The organism is Streptomyces ortus, assembly GCF_026341275.1.
GTDB classification, from domain to species: Bacteria; Actinomycetota; Actinomycetes; order Streptomycetales; family Streptomycetaceae; genus Streptomyces; species Streptomyces ortus.
Genome location: NZ_JAIFZO010000001.1, coordinates 92,308 through 112,101 on the forward strand (window position 1 = coordinate 92,308; position 19,794 = coordinate 112,101).

The 19,794-nt window shown below is 68.6% G+C and carries 7 protein-coding genes; all 7 read left to right on the top strand.

Annotation, left to right across the window (positions count from 1 at the left end; translation table 11 throughout):
• The first annotated feature begins 104 nt into the window (after positions 1 to 104).
• The 7 genes from K3769_RS00475 to K3769_RS00500 all read left to right on the top strand — a co-directional run bounded on the left by K3769_RS00475 (position 105) and on the right by K3769_RS00500 (position 19,792).
• On the top strand, positions 105 to 2,078 hold the full coding sequence (locus K3769_RS00475; RefSeq protein WP_267024395.1) for an ABC transporter ATP-binding protein: 1,974 nt from the start codon (positions 105 to 107) through the stop codon (positions 2,076 to 2,078).
• A 189-nt stretch (positions 2,079 to 2,267) separates the two neighbouring features.
• Positions 2,268 to 2,480 (top strand): MbtH family protein, encoded by a 213-nt coding sequence (locus K3769_RS00480; RefSeq protein ID WP_267024791.1) that lies wholly within the window; start codon positions 2,268 to 2,270, stop codon positions 2,478 to 2,480.
• A 14-nt stretch (positions 2,481 to 2,494) separates the two neighbouring features.
• Positions 2,495 to 3,247 carry an alpha/beta fold hydrolase gene (locus K3769_RS00485; protein WP_267024396.1) on the top strand — a complete coding sequence of 251 codons (753 nt, stop codon included), beginning with the start codon at positions 2,495 to 2,497 and terminating at the stop codon, positions 3,245 to 3,247.
• A gap of 90 nt (positions 3,248 to 3,337) precedes the next feature.
• Positions 3,338 to 4,972: an AMP-binding protein gene (locus tag K3769_RS00490; RefSeq protein WP_267024397.1), complete on the top strand. Its 1,635-nt coding sequence runs from the start codon at positions 3,338 to 3,340 to the stop codon at positions 4,970 to 4,972.
• A gap of 201 nt (positions 4,973 to 5,173) precedes the next feature.
• Positions 5,174 to 7,336: a condensation domain-containing protein gene (locus K3769_RS00495; protein ID WP_372514837.1), complete on the top strand. Its 2,163-nt coding sequence runs from the start codon at positions 5,174 to 5,176 to the stop codon at positions 7,334 to 7,336.
• A 7-nt stretch (positions 7,337 to 7,343) separates the two neighbouring features.
• Positions 7,344 to 7,643 carry an AMP-binding protein gene (locus K3769_RS41030; protein ID WP_372514853.1) on the top strand — a complete coding sequence of 100 codons (300 nt, stop codon included), beginning with the start codon at positions 7,344 to 7,346 and terminating at the stop codon, positions 7,641 to 7,643.
• A gap of 302 nt (positions 7,644 to 7,945) precedes the next feature.
• Positions 7,946 to 19,792 (top strand): non-ribosomal peptide synthetase, encoded by an 11,847-nt coding sequence (locus K3769_RS00500; RefSeq protein WP_267024793.1) that lies wholly within the window; start codon positions 7,946 to 7,948, stop codon positions 19,790 to 19,792.
• The last annotated feature ends 2 nt before the right edge of the window (positions 19,793 to 19,794 follow it).

Consider the following 19,794-nt stretch of genomic DNA (forward strand, 5'->3'; position numbering starts at 1 on the left):
GGCACCTGAACCTATTGCCACTTCTGAGCGCACTCGGGGATGCTTGCAGCCGAGCGAAGCTGTGCCGGAACAATGCGAGAGAATTCCGTGAGGAGATACCCGCTGTGAAAGTGACGGTACAGGCTCCGGCCGACGAGCCGCCGCCCGAGGGAAATCCTCAGGGCCCGGAAGGCCATCAGAGAATTCGCCCCGGAATAGTCCGGAGGATTGTTCCCTATGCGAAACCGTACCGATTTCGACTGCTGTTCCTGATAGCCGCGTCCGCGCTGGGCGCGGTCGTCACCGCGGCCAGCCCCCTGTTGTTCGGCGTCATCATCGACAAGGGCATCACCCCGCGGAAGACGGACGTCGTGATCGCGGTGGCCGGAGCACTGCTCGCCCTGGCTCTGCTCGAAGCCCTCACGACGTACTGGCAGGCGAAACTCTCCGCGCAGATCGGCGAGGGCCTCATCTACGACCTCCGTACAGCCGTGTTCGGACACGTCCAGGCACAGCCCCTCGCGTTCTTCACCCGGTCCCAGACCGGATCGCTCGTCAGCAGGCTCAACACGGACGTCATCGGGGCACAGCAGGCGATCACCGTCCTGATGGCCGAGACCGTCAACACCATGCTGACGCTCGTCCTCGTCCTCGCCGCGATGTTCTACCTCTCCTGGCAGCTCAGTCTCATCGCACTGGTGATGATCCCCTTCTTCCTCTTCCCCGGAAAGATCATCGGACGCCGGATGCAGCGCCTCGCCCGGGGCACCATGCAGCTCAACGCGGAGATGGGCTCCCTGATGAGCGAGCGCTTCAACGTCGCCGGAGCGATGCTCAACAAGCTGTACGGGCGCCCCGCCCACGAGTCCGCCGTGTTCGCGGGCCGGGCCGCCGACGTCCGCGACATCGGTGTGAAGACCAACGTGACGGCACAACTCCTCGGCATCGTCATGGGCCTCACCGCCTCGGTGACCCTCGCGCTGCTCTTCGGGATCGGCGGACTCCTCGTCGTCGACGACGCCTTCGCCCTCGGCACCCTCGTCTCCCTGGTCACGCTCGTCGGCCGCCTCTACACACCCATCCAGCAACTGTCCAGCGTGCAGGCCAACGCGATGACCGCGCTGGTCAGCTTCGACCGCGTCTTCGAGATCCTCGACCTCGAACCCCTGGTCAAGGAACGCCCGGGAGCCACCGCGCTGCCGGGCGCCGGCGCCACCACCGGCCGGCCCGCCCGCGGCGGCGCCCCGGGCACCGCCGCCCCGGAGATCGAGTTCGACAAGGTCTCCTTCCGCTACCCCGCGGCCGGCGAAGTCTCCCTCGCCTCGCTGGAGTCGATCACCCTGCCCACCTCGGAACGCGGCGACGACGCCCTGATCCTCGACGAGATCAGCTTCCGGGCGCCCGCCGGGAAACTCACGGCACTCGTCGGCCGGTCCGGCGCGGGCAAGACCACCATCACCAACCTGATGCCGCGCTTCTACGACCCTGTCTCCGGCTCCGTACGCATCGCGGGCCACGACCTCCGCGATGTCACCCTGGCCTCCCTCCAGGACACGGTCGGCGTGGTCACCCAGGACGCCCACCTGTTCCACGAGACCATCCGGGCCAACCTCATGTACGCCCGCCCCGACGCCACCGAACGCGACCTGGTCGAAGCCTGCGGGGCGGCCCGGATCTGGGACACCGTCGCCACCCTGCCCAACGGCCTCGACACCGTCGTCGGCGACCGAGGATTCAGGCTCTCGGGCGGCGAGAAGCAGCGCATCGCCCTGGCCCGGCTGCTCCTCAAGGCCCCGCCCGTCGTCGTACTCGACGAGGCCACCGCCCACCTGGACTCGGAATCCGAGGCCGCCATCCAGCGGGCCCTCAGAACAGCGCTGGCCGGCCGCACCTCCGTGGTCATCGCCCACCGGCTCTCCACCATCCGCGAGGCGGATCAGATCCTCGTCATCGACGGGGGCCGGATACGCGAACGCGGCACCCACGACTCACTGCTGTCCGACGGCGGCCTCTACGCCGATCTCTACGACACACAGTTCGCCCGGCAGAAGACGGCCGCCGACGACACCGTGCTCGACATCGCGGGCCCGGGACGCTGACAACCCGCGCCGACCCGCTCACCTCAGTACTTCCACTCCAGTACTTCCACTCCAGTACTTCGACTCCAGTACTTCCACTCCCGCGCCTGCATTTGCGCGCTTCCATCCCCGCGCTTCCATTCCCGCGCTTCCATTCCCGCAGTTCACTTTCTCGGTCAACGTCCCGAAGAGGAGATCGCCTTGCGCACCGTGAGCTTTGACTTCGAAACCCCCGAGGCACGATTCAAGGTCCTGATCAACCACGAGGAGCAGTACTCCCTGTGGCCCGCCGACCTCGATACCCCCGGCGGCTGGGACGAGACAGGCGTGACCGCTTCCAAGGAGGAATGCGACAAGTACATCGAGGAGAACTGGACCGACATGCGGCCCAAGAGCCTGCGTATCGCACTCGACGGAAAATAACGGGTCAGGGAAAAATGCCGCACGTATTCACCAACGGCATCCGGCTCTCCTACGAACGGTCGGGCCGGGGCGAACGAGTCCTCATGATCATGGGCTCCTCGGCCGCCGGCCGGGTCTGGACCCTGCACCAGACCCCCGCACTGAACGAGGCCGGCTACCAGGCCATCACGTTCGACAACCGCGGCATCGCCCCCTCGGACATCCCCCCGGGGAAATACACCATCGCCGACATGGTCGCCGACACCAAGGGCCTCATCGAGGCCCTCGACGCCGCGCCCTGCCGGATCGTCGGGGTCTCCCTGGGGGCGATGATCGCGCAGGAACTGGCCATCAGCCATCCGGAACTGGTCCGGTGCGCCGTCCTGATCGCCACCAAATCGCGCTCGGACGCACTCCGGGCCGCTCTCGGGACGGCGGACCGAGCACTCATGCAGAGCGGAGTGAAACTGCCGCCCGACTACGAGGCGGCCATGTCGGTGCTGCAGATGCTCTCGCCCGCCACGCTGAGGGACGACAGTGCCGTCTCCCTGTGGCTGGAGACGTTCCGGCTGGCCGGTGCCGAGAACTCCATCGGCCAGACCTGGATCAACACGGACGAGGACCGGCGCAAGAAGTGTCCGCGCCGTGCCGCGTCATCGGGTTCAGCGACGATTTCGTCACGCCGCCCCACCTGGCGGCCGAAGTCGCCGAGGCGATCCCCGAATGCGATTACGTGGAAATACCTGACTGCGGACACTTCGGCTATCTCGAACGACCCGGCGAGGTGAACGCGGCCATCATCGATTTCCTGGACCAGCACTGAAAACCGAATCCCGGTAACCGTGGTGCGGCAGCTCGAAGGGCTTAGTGGGGGCGTCATGAACAGCGAACTGAATTTCTGGCGCAGCCGACTGGCCGATCAGCCGGTGGGGGACCTGCCCACGGACCGTCCGCGCACATCGGCGCGGTCCGCCGATTCCGCGGTGATCGAGTTCCAGGTGCCGGCCGACACGACGGAGCGATTGCGGGTCGTGTCCGGCGACCTGGGCGCGACTCTGTGCACGGCGCTGAGCACCCTGCTCGGCCGGTACGCCGCCACGGACGACGTCTCGCTGGTGGCGGGCACGACGGTGACGCGCACGGACCTGTCGGGTGACCCCACGTTCCGTGAGGTGCTGGGTCGGGTGCGGCAGACCGCAACCGACCAGCCGGACACCACGCTTTTCCCCGTCTGCTTCGGCTACTCCGGTGCCCAGCTCTCGCCCGCGTCCCAGGCAGAGTTCGACCTGGTGGTGCGCTTCACCGACACCGACACCGCGGGTCCGTACGGGGGACTGGGCGGCCAGATCCAGTACAGCACCGCGCTGTTCGACGAGGTGACGGTGCGGCGGCTGGCGGCACACCTGGTCACCCTCCTGACCTCCGCCGCCATGGACGCCGACCAGCGGATCGGCGACCTCGCCATCCTCGACTCCGCTGAGCGGGGTCGGTTGGTGGGTGGGTGGCAGGGTGAGGTGGTGTCTTTGCCTGGGGTGGGTGGGGTGCATGAGCTGATCGTGGCGCGGGCGTTGTCGATGCCGGATGCGGTGGCGGTGGTGTCGGGCGGGGTGTCGTTGACGTATGGCGGGTTGTTGGCGCGGGCGAGTCGGTTGGCGCATCTCCTTCGGGGTCGGGGTGTGGGTGCGGAGTCGGTGGTGGGGCTGTGTCTGCCGCGTGGGGTGGACATGTTTGTGGCTGTGCTGGGTGTGTGGCAGGCGGGCGGTGCGTATCTGCCGTTGGATCCCGAGTATCCGTCTGAGCGGCTGGAGTTCATGCTCGCCGACAGCGGGGCGAGTGTGCTGATCGGGCACCGGTCGGTGACCGGGCTGGCCGAGATGGTCCGGGGATGGCCGACGACGACGGTGGTGTGGCTGGACGATCCCGCTGTCACCGAGGGCCTGCCGTCCACCGCGCCCGAAGCCTTCGTGCACGGCTCCCAGTTGGCGTATGTGATTTATACGTCGGGTTCGACGGGGCGGCCGAAGGGTGTGCAGGTTGCTCATGGTGGTGTGGTGAATCTGGCGTTGGCGTTGGGGTCGGTGTGGGGTGTGGGTCCTGGTGTGCGGGTGTTGCAGTTTGCGTCGTTGAGTTTTGATGCGGCGGTGATGGATGTGGTGGTGACGTTGGTTGCGGGTGGGGTGTTGGTGGTGGCTGCCACTGAGGTGGAACGGGTGGTGCCGGGTTTGTTGGGGTTTTGGTGGAGTTGCGCAGGGGGTGGGGTGGCGAGTGTGTCGCCGTCGTTGTTGGGGGTGTTGGAGCCGGGTGGGTGGTTGGGGGTGGGGTGTTTGTTTGTGGGTTCCGGGCGGGTGGGTGGGGAGGTGGTGGGGCGTTGGGGTCAGGGCGTCGGTTGGTGGTGGGGTATGGGCCGACGGAGTCGGCGGTGCGTGTGCGGGGTTGGTGGATGGGGTTGGGGTGTTGATTGTGCCGTCGATCGGTGGGCCGTTGGTGAATACGCAGGTGTATGTGCTGGATGAGGTCTTCGGCCGGTGCCGGTGGGTGTGGTGGGTGAGTTGTTTATTGCTGGGTGTGGGGTGGCGCGGGGTTATGGGGGTCGGGGTGCGTTGACGGCGGAGCGGTTTGTGGGGGATCCGTTTGTGGGGGACGGTTCGCGGATGTATCGGTCGGGGGACCGGGTGCGGTGGTTGGCGGATGGGCGGTTGGATTTCGTGGGGCGGGTGGATGGTCAGGTCAAGGTGCGGGGGTTCCGTATCGAGCCGGGTGAGGTGGAGGCGGTGCTTGCCGGTCATCCGCTGGTCCGTACGGCTGCGGTGACGGCGTATGGCGAGGGTGAGGGCCGGCGTCTGGCTGCCTATCTCGTGCCGGCTGATCAGGGTGTGGGTGTGCCGCCGGTGAGTGAGTTGCGGGAGTTTGCTGGTGTGCGGCTGCCGGCTTTCATGGTGCCGTCGGTGTTCGTCGAGCTGGCGGCGTTGCCGTTGACGGTGAACGGGAAGCTGGACCGGGTCGCACTGCCGGATCCGGAGGGTGCGCGGGCGGCGCTGGGCGTCTTTGTGGCACCCTCAGGCACGACCGAGGAACTGCTGGCCGGACTCTGGGCGCAGTTGCTGGGCGTGGACCGGGTGGGCGCCACCGACAACTTCTTCGAGCTGGGCGGCCACTCCCTGCTCGCCACGCAGGTGATCTCCCGTATCCGGGACGTGTTCGGGGCCGACGTACCCGTGGCCACGATGTTCGACCGTCCGACCGTGCGGGACCTGGCCGACGCGGTGGAGGGTGCCGCGCGAGGCCTGGCGGTACCGCCGGTGCGGGCTGTCGGCCGCGACCAGGTGCTGCCGTTGTCGTTCGCCCAGCAGCGGCTCTGGTTCCTGGACCACCTGGAGCCGGGCTCGACCGAGTACAACCTGCCCCTGCCCATCCGGCTCGACGGTGACCTGGACGTCGCCGCGCTGGGAGCGGCCTTGGACGCTGTGGTGGCACGGCACGAGGTGTTGCGGACCCGGCTCTCCGACGGCATCGACGGTGTGGCGTACCAGGTCATCGAGCCGCCGTCGGGGATCCCGATGCCGGTGGTCGATGTGTCCGGTGACGCCGATCCGCTCAGGGCTGCCGAACAGCTGATCGCGCGGGACATGGAAGCACCCTTCGATCTGGCGACGGGGCCGCTGATCCGGGCCGCGCTCGTCCGACTGGCCGCCGGTGAGCACATCCTGGCGCTGGCGATGCATCACGTCGTCTTCGACGAGTGGTCGGGCAGGATCCTGCGACGCGAACTGACGTCCCTGTACGAGGCGTTCAGTGCCGGGCAGCCCGACCCGCTGTTCCCGCTGCCCGCGCAGTACGCGGACTTCGCGGTCTGGCAGCGCGAGTGGCTGTCCGGAGAGGTGCTGGACGGCCAACTCGACTACTGGCGCGGCAAGCTGGACGCGCTTCCGGTACTGGAGCTGCCGACCGACCGTCCCCGGCCGCAGACGCGCTCCTCCGAGGGAGGGGCCACCCGGTTCACCGTCCCGGCGGAGACCGCGGATGCGCTGCGGGCGCTGTCGCGTGCGAGCGGCGCCACGATGTTCATGACGCTGCTGGCCGCCTTCGGCGTGGTGCTCGGCCGCTACTGCGGAGCGGACGACGTGGTGGTGGGCACACCGGTCGCCAACCGGAACCGCGCCGAGACCGAGGACCTGATCGGCTTCTTCGTCAACACCCTGGTGCTGCGCACCGATCTGTCCGGGGACCCGACCTTCGGCGAACTCCTCGACCGCGTACGGAAAACCGCCCTCGACGCGTACGCCCACCAGGACGTGCCCTTCGAGCAGCTGGTGGACGCGCTGGTGGCCGAGCGGGACCGCTCCCGCACACCGCTCTTCCAGGTCTTCTTCAACTACGCCCTTGAGGACGCACAGGACGGCGCGGGACTGCTGGGACAGGGGGACGGCCACCCGAGGGACGAGGTGCGGGTCAAGGACGGGGACACGGCACCGCGGAACACTCTGTTCGACCTGACGCTGAGGTTCGGCGACGCCGGCGAAGGCGCGCTCTCGGGCGAGATCGAGTACAGCACCGCGCTCTTCGACCCCGCGACGGCGGAACGGCTGGCCCGGAGCCTGTCCACCGTCCTCGACGCCGTCGCCGAGGACGCCGGACAGCGCGTGGCCGATGTGTCGTTGGTGTCGGGGGGTGAGTTGGAGGCGTTGGTGCGGGGGTGGAGTGGTCCGGAGGTGGTGTTGCCGGGTGTGGGTGGGGTGCATGAGTTGATTGCTGGTCGGGCTGAGGTGTCGCCTGATGCGGTGGCGGTGGTTGCTGATGGTGTGGTGTTGACGTATGGCGGGTTGATGGCGTGCGCGTCGTTTGGGTCGTCATTTGCGGAGTTTGGGGGTGGGGGCTGAGTCGGTGGTGGGGTTGTGTCTTGGGCGTGGTGTGGATCTGGTGGTTGCGGTGGTGGGGGTGTGGGTTGCGGGGGCGGCGTATGTGTCGCTGGATCCGGAGTATCCGGTGGAGCGGCTTGAGTTCATGCTCGCCGACAGTGGCGCGGAGGTGTTGGTGGGTCATCGGAGTGTGGCGGGGGGTCTTGGGCTTGAGGGTGCTGTAGGGGCTGTGGTGTGCTGGATGATCCGGTGGTGCGGGGGGTGTTGGCGGGGTTGTCGGGTGGGGTGCTTGGTGTGTCGGTGGTGTCGGGTGGGTTGGCTTCGGTGATTTATACGTCGGGTTCGACAGGGTGTGAGGTGTGTGGGTGTCGCATGGGGCGTTGGTGGGGGTGTTTGTGGGGTGGGAGGTTGCTCATTTTGGTGTGGGGGTGGGGTTGCGTTGGTTGACGGTGGCGAGTGCGAGTTTTGATGTGTTTTCGGGTGATGTGGTGCGGGCGTTGTGTTCGGGTGGGGTGTTGGTGGTGGGGGCGGGTTGGTTTGCAGGTGGATGTGGGTGAGTGGGTGGGGGTGTTGCGGGGTGTGGGTGTGGAGGCGTTGGAGTGTGCCGGTATGTGGATGAGTTGGTTTCTTATGTGGAGCAGGGAGCAGGAGCAGGAGCAGGAGGGTTGGGGGCCGGGGCCGGGGTTGGGGGGTGGGGGTGTGGGTGGTGTGCGGTTGGTGGTAGTGACGACGGATGTGTGGCGTTGGGGTGGGGTGGTGCGGGCGCGTTCGGTGTTGGGTGCGGGGGTGCGGTTGTTGACGGGTTATGGGGTGACGGAGGCGGCGGTCGATTCGACGTTTTGTGAGTTGGGCCGGGTGGGTGTGGTGGATGGTCCGGTGCCGATTGGTGGGCCGTTGGCGAATACGCGGGTGTATGTGCTGGATGGGGGTCTTCGGCCGGTGCCGGTGGGTGTGGTGGGTGAGTTGTTTGTTGCGGGTGGGCAGTTGGCGCGGGGTTATGGGGGTCGGGGTGCGTTGACGGCGGAGCGGTTTGTGGGGGATCCGTTTGCGGGGGATGGGTCGCGGATGTATCGGTCGGGGGATCGGGTGCGGTGGTTGGTGGAGGGGGAGCTGGAGTTCCTGGGCCGGGCGGACGAGCAGGTGAAGGTCCGCGGGTATCGCATCGAACCCGGCGAGATCGAAGTGGTTCTCACCGGCCACGAAAACATCCGGACCGCGGTCGTGACGGCAAACGGCGACGACGAGGACCGCCGACTGGTCGCCTACTTGGTGCCGGCGTCCCCGGGCGAGAGCCTTCCCTCGGTGGGTGACCTGCGGGCGTATGTCGGTGACCGACTGCCCGACTTCATGATCCCGTCGGTCTTCGTCGAGTTGGACGAACTCCCCCTCACCCCGAACGGGAAGGTCGACCGGGCCGCGCTGCCCGAGCCCGACGGCCGGCGTCCGGAGCTCGACGGTTACCTCGCGCCCGCCACCGCGACCGAGGAACTGCTCGCCGGCATCTGGGCACAGGTCCTCGGCGTCGACCGCATCGGCATACACGACAACTTCTTCGAACTCGGCGGGCACTCGCTGCTGGCCACCCAGGTCGTCTCCCGCATCCGCACGGTGTTCAGGGTCGAGACACCTCTCTCCGCATTGTTCGACCGGCCCACGGTCCATGAGCTGGCCACGGCGGTGGAGAACTCGGTCAAGGGGATCGCGGCACCGCCCGTGACCCGGATCAGCCGTGACGAGCCCCTGCCGCTGTCCTTCGCCCAGCAGCGACTGTGGTTCCTGAACCAACTGGATCCCGGCTCACCGGAATACAACGTGCCGCTCCTGGTGCGATGGTCCGGGGACCTCGATGTGGAGGCCCTGATCGCAGCCCTGAGCGGAGTGCTCGCGCGGCACGAAGTCCTGCGGACGAGGCTGGTGCCCGACGTCGACGGGGTCGTCCAGCAGGTCATCGACCCACCTGCGCCGATGCCGCTCTCCGCGACCGACGTGTCCTGGCACGCCGATCCGGCGACGGCCGCGCGGGAACTGGTGGAGGCGGAGGTGATGACACCCTTCGATCTGGCCGCCGGGCCCCTCGTCCGCGCCACACTCATCCGGGTCGCCTCCGACGAGCACGTGCTGGCGCTCGCCATCCACCACGTGGCCTTCGACGAATGGTCGGTGCGGATCCTTCGTCGTGAACTCACCACCCTGTACGAGGCGTTTCGAGCGGGTGAGCCGGATCCGTTGCCGCCGCTGCCGGTGCAGTACGCGGACTTCGCGGTATGGCAACGGGACTGGCTCACCGGGCCCGTACTGGAGGAGCATCTCGCTTACTGGCGACGGCAGTTGACCGGCCTGGCCGCTCTCGAACTCCCCACGGACCGGCCGCGTCCGGCCGTCCGGTCCACCGAGGGAGCGGTCACCGAGTTCGCTGTCTCCGCGCACACGGCGGATGCCTTACGGAGGTTGTCGCGCAAGAACGGTACGACGATGTCCATGACGCTCCTGGCCGCCTTCGACGTCCTCCTGGGCTGGTACGCCGACACGGACGACGTGGTGGTGGGCACGCCGGTCGCCAACCGGAACCGCGCCGAGACGGAGGACCTGATCGGGTTCTTCGTCAATACGCTGGTGATACGGGCGGACCTGTCAGGTGACCCCTCCTTCAAGGAGTTGCTCGGCCGGGTGAGAAGCGTTGCCCTGGCCGCCTACGCCCATCAGGACCTGCCCTTCGAACATCTCGTGGACGACCTGGGCGTGGAACGGGACCGGTCCCGTACGGCACTCTTCCAGGTCTTCTTCAACTACACCCCCGACGACGCAGGTAACGGCATCGGCACTGGCACCAGCACTGGCACCGGTGCTCGTACTGGTACCGACGGATCCGGGCCGGCCACGCCGCCCACGACCCCGGTGAACTTCGACCTGTCGCTGATGCTGGGAGACCGCGACGGCGGGCTCGCAGGTGCGATCGAGTACAGCACCGCACTGTTCGACGCGGCGACCATGGAACGGCTGGCCGGGCATCTGGTGTCAGTGCTGGAGGCCGTGGCGACGGACGCCGGTCGACGCGTCAGCGAGGTGGCGGTGCTGCCTGACGTCGAGCGACGGCGGGTGGTCGAGGAGTGGAACGCCGATGCCGTACCGCTGCCGGGTGTGGGTGGAGCGCATGAGCTGATCGCTGCGCGGGCGCTGGCGGGTCCGGACGCGGTGGCGGTGGTGTCGGACGGTGAGGTGCTGACGTACGGCGGCTTGATGGCGCGTGCCGGCCGGTTGGCGCATCGTCTGCGGGGCCTCGGGGTGGGCACCGAGTCGGTGGTGGGGCTGTGCCTGCCCCGCGGGGTCGACATGGTCGTGGCGATGCTGGCCGTGTGGCAGGCGGGGGCGGCGTATCTGCCGCTGGACCCTGATTACCCGTCGGAGCGCCTGGAGTTCATGCTCGCCGACAGCGGTGTGAAGGTGCTGGTCGGACATCAAGGATTGACCGGTGGCCTGTCGGTGGAGTCGGTGGTCTGGCTGGATGAGCCGACCGCCACCGAGGACCTGCCGGTCACCACACCCGAGGTTCCTGTGCGACCGGATCAGTTGGCGTATGTGATCTACACGTCTGGTTCGACGGGTCGGCCGAAGGGTGTGCAGGTCGCGCACCGCAGTGTGGTGGGCATGGTGACCGCCCTGAGCCCGGTGCTGGGAGCGGAGCCAGGTGTACGCGTGCTGCAGTTCGCCTCGTTCAGCTTCGACGCGGCTGTGCTGGATGTGGCGGTGACGCTCGCCTCGGGTGGCACGCTGGTGGTGGCCACCAGTGCCGAGCGCACGGCCCCTGAAGTTCTCACGGGGATGATCGGCGCGCAGGGAGTCGGGGCAGCGAGCGTGGTGCCCTCCCTGCTCGGTGTCCTGGACCCGGGCGAGGTGTCCGGTATCCAGACATTGCTGCTGGGTGCGGAACGCCTGACTCACCCTGTGGCGCAGGCCTGGGCACAGGACCGTACGCTGGTGAATACCTACGGGCCCACCGAGGCGACCGTGATGGTCACCACGGGCGAGGTGTCCCCGGACGTGCGCGAAGCCCCGCCCATCGGCCGCCCGGTTCCCAACGCTCGCCTCCACGTCCTGGACGCGCGGCTGAATCCCGTGCCGGTCGGCGTGGCCGGTGAGCTGTACATCGCGGGCCCGCAGGTCGCCCGCGGCTACCGTGCCCAGCCCACCTTGACCGCCGAACGCTTCCTTCCCGACCCGTTCACCGCCGACGGCACGCGTATGTACCGGTCGGGTGACCGGGCCCGCTGGCTGGCCGACGGCACCCTCGACTTCATCGGGCGCGCCGACGACCAGGTCAAGGTGCGTGGGTTCCGTATCGAACCCGGCGAGATCGAAGCCGTACTCACCGCGCATCCGCAGATCCGCACCGCCGTCGTGACGGCCTTCGGGGACACCGAGGAGCGACGCCTGGCCGCCTACCTGGTTCCCACCGGCCAGGCCGACGGCATTCCTTCCATCGCTGTGTTGCGGGAGTTCGCCGGTGAGCGGCTGCCGGCCTTCATGGTCCCGGCGACCTTCATCGAACTCGCCACCCTCCCCCTCACCCCCAACGGCAAACTCGACCGCTCCGCTCTCCCCGCCCCCGACCCCTCCGCACCGCCGGAACTGGACGGCTTCGTGGCCCCGGCCGGCGAGACCGAGGAGTTGCTCGCAGGGATCTGGGCGCAGGTTCTCGGTGTGGAGCGGGTCGGGGTCGAGGACGGCTTCTTCGATCTCGGTGGTCACTCGTTGCTGGCCACGCAGGTGATGTCGCGTATCAGGGAAGTGTTCGGCGTCGAGTTGCCGCTCGCCGTCCTCTTCGAGCGGAGGACCGTACGGGCGCTGGCCGCAGCCGTCGAGGGTGCCGCGCAGGGAGGCGTCCCGCCGATGACGGCGACGGACCGGAGCCGGCCGCTGCCTCTGTCGTTCGCCCAGCAGCGGTTGTGGTTCCTGCATCAGCTGGACCCCGGTTCGACGGAGTACAACGTCGCGCTGCCCGTCCGGCTGGACGGTGTGCTGGACGTCGCCGCACTCGGCGCCGCGCTAGACGCCGTGGTGGCACGGCACGAGGTGTTGCGGACCCGGCTGGTGGCCGGGGCCGACGGAGTGGCGCACCAGGTGATCGACGTGCCGGCGCCCCACCCCTTGCCGGTGATCGACGTGTCAGGCAGCGACGATCCGCTGGGTGAGGCCGAGCGGCTGGTCACCAGGGACATGGCCGAGTCGTTCGACCTTGAGGCCGGGCCGCTGTTGCGCGCCGCACTGCTCCGGCTGGGTCTCGGCGAGCACGTACTGGCGCTGGCCATGCACCACGTCGTCTCCGACGAGTGGTCGGCCCGGATTCTCAGCCAGGAGGTGGCGGCGCTCTACGATGCGTTCCGCGCGGGTGAGCCGGATCCGTTGCCGCCGCTGCCGGTGCAGTACGCGGACTTCGCGGTCTGGCAGCGTGAGTGGTTGACCGGGGAAGTGCTGGAACGGCAACTGGACTATTGGCGAACCCAGTTGGCGGGCTCGACAGAGCTGGAACTGCCGCTCGACCGGCCCAGGCCGCCGATCCGTTCTTCGGTCGGGGCGACGACACAGTTCACGGTTCCTGCGGAGACCGCTCAGGAGCTGCGGGCGCTGTCGCGTGCGCACGGCTCCACGATGTTCATGACGCTACTGACCGCCCTCGACATCCTGCTGGGCCACTACTGCGACACCGAGGACGTCGCGGTCGGCACGGCGGTCGCGAACCGGAACCGGGCCGAGACCGAGGCCCTGATCGGCTTCTTCGTCAACACGCTCGTACTGCGCAGCGACCTGTCCGGCGACCCCACGTTCACCGAACTGCTCGGACGCGTACGGGACATGGCGCTCGACGCGTACGCGCACCAGGACCTGCCCTTCGAGCAGCTCGTCGACGACCTGGTCACCGACCGCGACCGCTCCCGCACGGCCCTGTTCCAGGTGTACTTCAACTACGTGCGGGACGGTGAGGCGGCGGGAGGCACGGCGCCCGACGCGAAAGACGGCGACGCCGGCCCGCACGCCGGCCCGCACGGCAACCCGAACCGCAACGCGCACGGCAGCCCGGACGACGTTCAGGACGGTCACCACAGTGAAGTGACGATGTCACGGGACCTCGCCCTCTCCGACCTGGCGCTGACCTTCAGGGATACCGGTGACGGAGCGCTGACCGGAGAGTTCGAGTACAGCACGGCGCTGTTCGACGCGACCACGGTGCGGCGAATGGCCGATCACCTCGTTGTCGTTTTGCGGTCCGTGCTGGACCCCGCGCGTCGGATCGGCACGCTCGATCTGCTCTCCGCGACGGAGCACGAGAATCTGCGCGCCCTCGGCACGGGAGCGGAGACCCACACCGAAGAGCGCCCCGTGCCCACACTCTTCGAGGAGCAGGCGCACCGCACCCCCGACGCCGTCGCTGTTCTGCAGAGCGGCCACCACCTCACATACGGCCGACTGAACGCGAAGGCCAATCAACTCGCGCACCGGATAAAGGCATTGGGTATCCGACGGGAGGACGTGGTGGGTGTATGCCTGGCGCGCGGCCCCGAGGCCCTTGTCGCGCTGCTCGGCATCATGAAGGCCGGCGCGGCCTACCTGCCCCTCGACGCCGGCCAGCCCCTCCAGCGGCTCGCCCACATGGTCGAGTCGTCCGGTGCCTCGCTGCTGATCACCCGGGCCACGTCCGCGGAGCGGTTGGAATCCGTACCCGCCCCGCAACTGCTCATCGACGCCGACTGGCCGACGATCGACACGTATGGCGTCGAGAACCCGCGGACGGGAGTCACACCGCAGAACCTGGCGTACGTCATCTTCACCTCCGGCTCGACCGGTAGGCCCAAGGGTGTGCTGGTGCAGCACAGTTCATGGAGCCGGGAACTCCAGGAGATGGGCCGCCGCTACGAACTGACACCGGCGGACGTCACCCTTCAGCTGGCGTCCCTCACCTTCGACGCGGCCCAGGAACAGCTCTTCGCCACGCTGGTGCACGGCGGACGCCTGCTGCTGGGCGGGGCGGAGCAGTGGACACCGGAACGCGTGCTGCGGGAGATCCGCGCACAGGCTGTGACCTCGGTCGACATCACCCCCGCGCTGTGGGAGATGCTCATCCCCGGCCTCGCTGAGGGAACCCTCGGACCGGACTTCCGCCTGCTCATCATGGGCGGCGAGGCGATGCCCGCACGGACGCTCGCCGCATGGTTCGCACACACCTCGGTGCCCGTCTACAACGTGTACGGACCGACGGAGGCGACCATCACCAGCGTCGCCGCCCTGTTGAGGGAGCCGGTGACATCGTCCGTACCGCCGATCGGCCTGCCGATCGCGGGCACGAGGGTCTACGTGCTCGACGACCGGTTCAAGCCGGTGCCGGTCGGTGTCCCGGGCGAGCTGTTCATCGGCGGCGCGGGTATCGCGCGCGGCTACGGACGCCGTCCCGCGCTCACAGCCGACCGATTCGTCGCCGACCCGTTCGCGGGCGACGGCTCGCGGATGTACCGCTCCGGCGACCGGGTGCGCTGGTCGGCAGCCGGCCAGCTGGAGTTCCTGGGCCGCGCGGACCAGCAGGTCAAGGTACGTGGTGTGCGCATCGAGCCCGGCGAGATCGAGGCCGTTCTGGCTGCCCACGCGGAGGTACGGTCGGCCGTCGTGACGGCGTTCGGGGACGGTACGGACCGTCGCCTGGTGGCGCACCTGGTCCCCGCCGACCCGGCCGAAGGTATGCCGGAGGTGGCCGAGCTGCGTGACCTTCTGCGGCAGAGCCTGCCTGACTTCATGGTCCCGGCGGCGTTCGTCGAGCTGACCGAGCTGCCCCTCACCCGCAACGGCAAGCTCGACCGCGCCGCACTGCCGCAGCCCGGTCCCGTCGCCACGCGCTCCGAGACGCACGCATACGTGGCTCCCTCGGGTGCGACGGAAGAACTGCTCACGGAGATCTGGGCACATGTCCTCGGGGCGGACGCGATCGGAGTTGCCGACGACTTCTTCGGGATCGGCGGCCACTCGTTGCTCGCCACCCAGGTGGTCTCCCGCATCCGAGAGGTGTTCGGGCTGGAGGTGCCGCTGTCGGCGCTGTTCGACCACCCCACGGTACGGGGCCTGGCCACGGCGATGGACGCCTCGGGGAGGGGCACTGACGGTTTCGGCACGGGAGTCACGCCACCGCCGATCACCCCCGTCGACCGGACCCGGCACGAAGAACTGTCCCTGCCGTCACCGTTGTCGTTCGCGCAGCAACGGCTCTGGTTCCTCGACCAGTTGGACCCGGGATCCACGGGCTATGTCCTGCCGTCCCCCCTGCCCTGGCCCGGAGACCTGGACGTGGCGATCCTCGGCGCGGGACTGAGCGCGGTGGTGGCCCGCCACGAAGTCCTGCGGACCCGGCTGGTGGCGGACACCGACGGCGTACCGCATCAGATCATCGACCCGCCCGCCCCCTTCCCGCTGCCCGTCGTCGACGTGTCCGGCGCCGTCGACCCGGTCGCGACCGCGCAAGCCCTGATGACGTCGGACGCCGCCACACCCTTCGACCTCACCCATGGGCCCCTCGTCCGTGCCACCCTGATCCGGCTCGCGTCCGACGAACATGTGCTGGCACTCGCGATGCACCACATCGTCACCGATGAATGGTCGGAGCGTCTCTTCCGGCGTGAGCTGTCCGCCCTGTACGAGGCGTTCCGCGCCGGCGAGCCGAACCCGCTGGCGCCGCTGCCGGTGCAGTACGCGGACTTCGCGGTCTGGCAGCGGGAGTGGCTGACCGGAGACGTACTGGAGGGCCAACTCTCCTACTGGCGCGACACTTTGGCCGACCTGCCGCTACTGGAGTTGCCCACGGACCGGCCCCACCCGCCGACCCGAACGTCAGCGGGAGCCATGGCCGCGTTCACCGTCCCGGAGGAGACGGCCGAGGCGCTGCGGGTGCTCTCGCGCGCACATGGCTCCACGATGTTCATGACGTTGCTGGCGGCCTTCGACGTGCTGTTGAGCCGGTATGCGGGGTCGGAGGATGTGGTGGTGGGCACGCCGGTGGCGAACCGGAACCGTGCCGAGACGGAGGAGCTGATCGGTTTCTTCGTCAACACGCTGGTGCTGCGGACTGATCTGTCCGGTGATCCGTCGTTCACGGAGTTGCTGGGCCGGGTGCGGGAGTCGGCGCTGGGTGCGTACGCGCACCAGGACGTGCCCTTCGAGCAACTGGTGGACGGCCTGGTCACGGAACGGGACCGGTCCCGTACACCGCTGTTCCAGACGTTCTTCAGCTATGACACAGGGGGAGCTCCGGAGTCGAACGGCCCCTCCACGAGCCCTCTCGCGCATGTCTCACGCACGGTCCAGTTCGACCTGACGCTGCGACTCGGCGACAGGGAGGGCGGGGGACTCGCGGGGCAGATCGAGTACAGCACCGCGCTGTTCGACGCGGTGACGGTGGAACGCATGGTGGGGCATGTCCTCAACCTGCTGAAGAGCATCGCGGAGGACGCGGGTCGGCGTGTCGGTGAGCTGCCGGTGCTGGGCGGGGATGAGCGGCTGCGGGTGGTCGAGGAGTGGAATGCTGGCGGTGTGCCGCTGCCGGGTGTGGGTGGGGTGCATGAGCTGATCGCTTCGCGGGCGCTGGCCGGTCCGGACGCGGTGGCTGTGGTCGCTGATGGGGCCGTGCTGACGTATGACGGCTTGATGGCGCGCGCCGGGCGGTTGGCGCGTCGTCTGCGAGGGCTGGGAGTCGGGGCCGAGTCGGTGGTGGGGCTGTGTCTGCCGCGTGGGGTCGACATGGTCGTGGCGATGGTGGGGGTGTGGCAGGCGGGGGCCGCGTATCTGCCACTGGACCCCGATTACCCGGCTGAGCGGCTGGAGTTCATGCTTGCCGACAGCGGTGTGACGGTGCTGGTCGGACGTCGCGGGGCGGCCGGTGGTCTGTCGGTGGAGTCGGTGGTCTGGCTGGATGAGCCGACCACCACCGAGGACCTGCCGGTCACCGTGCCCGAGGTTCCTGTGCGGCCGGATCAGTTGGCGTATGTGATTTATACGTCTGGTTCGACGGGTCGGCCGAAGGGTGTGCAGGTCGCGCATCGCAGTGTGGTGGGCATGGTGATTGCCCTGGCTCCGGTGCTGTGCGCGGAGCCGGGTGTACGGGTGTTGCAGTTCGCGTCGTTCAGCTTCGACGCGGCGGTGTTGGACGTGGCCGTCACCCTCGCCTCGGGTGGCACGCTGGTGGTGGCCGGCAGTGCCGAGCGCACGGCTCCTGAAGTTCTGACAGGGATGATCGGCGCGCAGGGGGTCAGCGCGGCGAGCGTGGTGCCCTCGCTGCTCGCGGTCCTGGACCCGGATGAGGTGTCTGGCATCCGGACGCTGTTGCTGGGTGCGGAGCGGCTGACTCAGCCGGTGGCGCAGGCGTGGGCTTCGGGGCGCACGTTGGTGAACACGTACGGTCCCACCGAGGCGACCGTGATGGTCACCACCGGCGCAGTCACCCCGGATCTTCTGACAGCCCCGCCCATTGGTGCCCCCGTCGCCAATGCTCGCCTCTACGTCCTGGACGCGCGGCTGAATCCCGTGCCGGTCGGCGTGGCCGGTGAGGTGTTCATCGCGGGCCCGCAGGTCGCCCGCGGCTACCGCGCCCAGCCCACCTTGACCGCCGAACGTTTCCTTCCCGACCCGTTCGCTGCCGACGGCACGCGTATGTACCGCTCGGATGACCGGGCCCGCTGGCTGGCCGACGGCACCCTCGACTTCATCGGACGCGCCGACGACCAGGTCAAGGTGCGTGGGTTCCGTATCGAACCCGGTGAGATCGAAGCCGTACTCACCGCGCATCCCCAGGTCCGCACAGCCGTCGTGACGGCCTTCGGTGACACCGAGGATCGACGCCTGGCCGCCTACCTGGTTCCGGAGGACGCCGCGCAGGGCATTCCGGCGGTCAATGAGCTGCGGGAGCATGTCCAGCGGAGGCTGCCGGCCCTCCCTCTCACCCCCAACGGCAAGCTGGATCGATCCGCGTTGCCGGCGCCGGACGGTGTGCGGCCGGAGCTGGACGGTTTCGTACCCCCTGCCACGGCTTCCGAAGAGCTACTGGCGGGCATCTGGCAGCACCTTCTCGGTGTGGACCGGGTCGGGGCCACGGACAACTTCTTCGAGCTGGGTGGGCATTCGCTGCTCGCCACCCAGGTGGTCTCCCGGATCAGGGAGGTGTTCGGCGTCGAGCTGGCCCTGGCCACCCTCTTCGATCGTCCGACGATCGCGGGGCTGGGGGCCGCGCTCGACTCCGTGGCACCGAGCGGGGCGGAGCCGCAGTGGACGGTCGTCAGCAGGGACGAGCCGTTGCCGCTGTCGTTCGCCCAGCAGCGTCTGTGGTTCCTGGACCAGCTCGAACCCGGCTCGGTCGAATACAACCTGCCGTTGTACATGCCGTGGGACGGGGACGGGGACGGGGACCTGGACGTGGTCGCCCTGGGAGCGGCCCTGGACGCGGTGGTGGCTCGGCACGAGGTGCTGCGGACCCGGCTCGTGGCTGGTACCGACGGAACGCCGTACCAGGTGATCGACCCGGCGAATACGTTCCCGTTGCCGGTGGTCGACGTCTCCGATTCCTTCGATCCCGTGCGAGAGGCCGAGCGGCTGGCGCTGGCCGATGCGGCGGCACCGTTCGATCTGGCGGCAGGACCCCTGATCCGGGGCGCGCTGATTCGCCTCGACGAGGATCAGCACCTGCTCGTACTGCTGACACACCACGTGGTGTCCGACGAATGGTCGGCGCGCATCCTGCGACGTGAGGTGTCCGCGTTGTACGAGGCGTTCCGTGCGGGTGAGCCGGATCCGTTGCCGCCGCTGCCGGTGCAGTACGCGGACTTCGCGGCATGGCAGCGGCGGTGGTTGGACGGAGAGGTGCTGGAGGCTCAACGGGCCTACTGGAAAGCGACGTTGGCCGACGCGCCCGTACTGGAACTGCCCACCGACCGGCCGCGTCCGCCGGTACGGTCCGCCGAAGGAGCGATGGCTCCGTTCGTCGTCCCGGCGGAGACGGCCGACGCGCTGCGGGCGCTGTCCCGGGAGCGCGGCACGACGATGTTCATGACGCTGCTTGCCGCGCTCGATGTCCTGCTGGGGCGGTACGCGGGGTCGGAGGATGTGGTGGTGGGCACGCCGGTGGCGAACCGGAACCGTGCCGAGACGGAGGACCTGATCGGGTTCTTCGTCAACACGCTGGTGATGCGGGCGGACCTGTCCGGTGATCCGTCGTTCCGTGAGTTGCTGGGGCGGGTCCGGGAGACGGCGTTGGGCGCGTATGCGCATCAGGATCTGCCGTTCGAGCAACTCGTCGACGAACTGGTCACCGAGCGGGACCGGTCCCGAACGCCGCTGTTCCAGGTCTTCTTCAGCTACGGCGCCGGAGAGGGTGAGGCCGTTCGAGGCGCCGCCGAGGTCGATCAGGAACCTGGCACACAGGCGGGTGAGGTTGCCGTGCCGTTCGACCTGTGAGT

Excerpts from the sequence above, each read along its gene's own strand:
- K3769_RS00500 (WP_267024793.1), top strand. The coding sequence starts at position 7,946 with ATGTGGAGCAGGGAGCAGGAGCAGGAGCAGGAGGGTTGGGGGCCGGGG.
- K3769_RS00485 (WP_267024396.1), top strand. The coding sequence starts at position 2,495 with ATGCCGCACGTATTCACCAACGGCATCCGGCTCTCCTACGAACGGTCG.
- K3769_RS00490 (WP_267024397.1), top strand. The coding sequence starts at position 3,338 with ATGAACAGCGAACTGAATTTCTGGCGCAGCCGACTGGCCGATCAGCCG.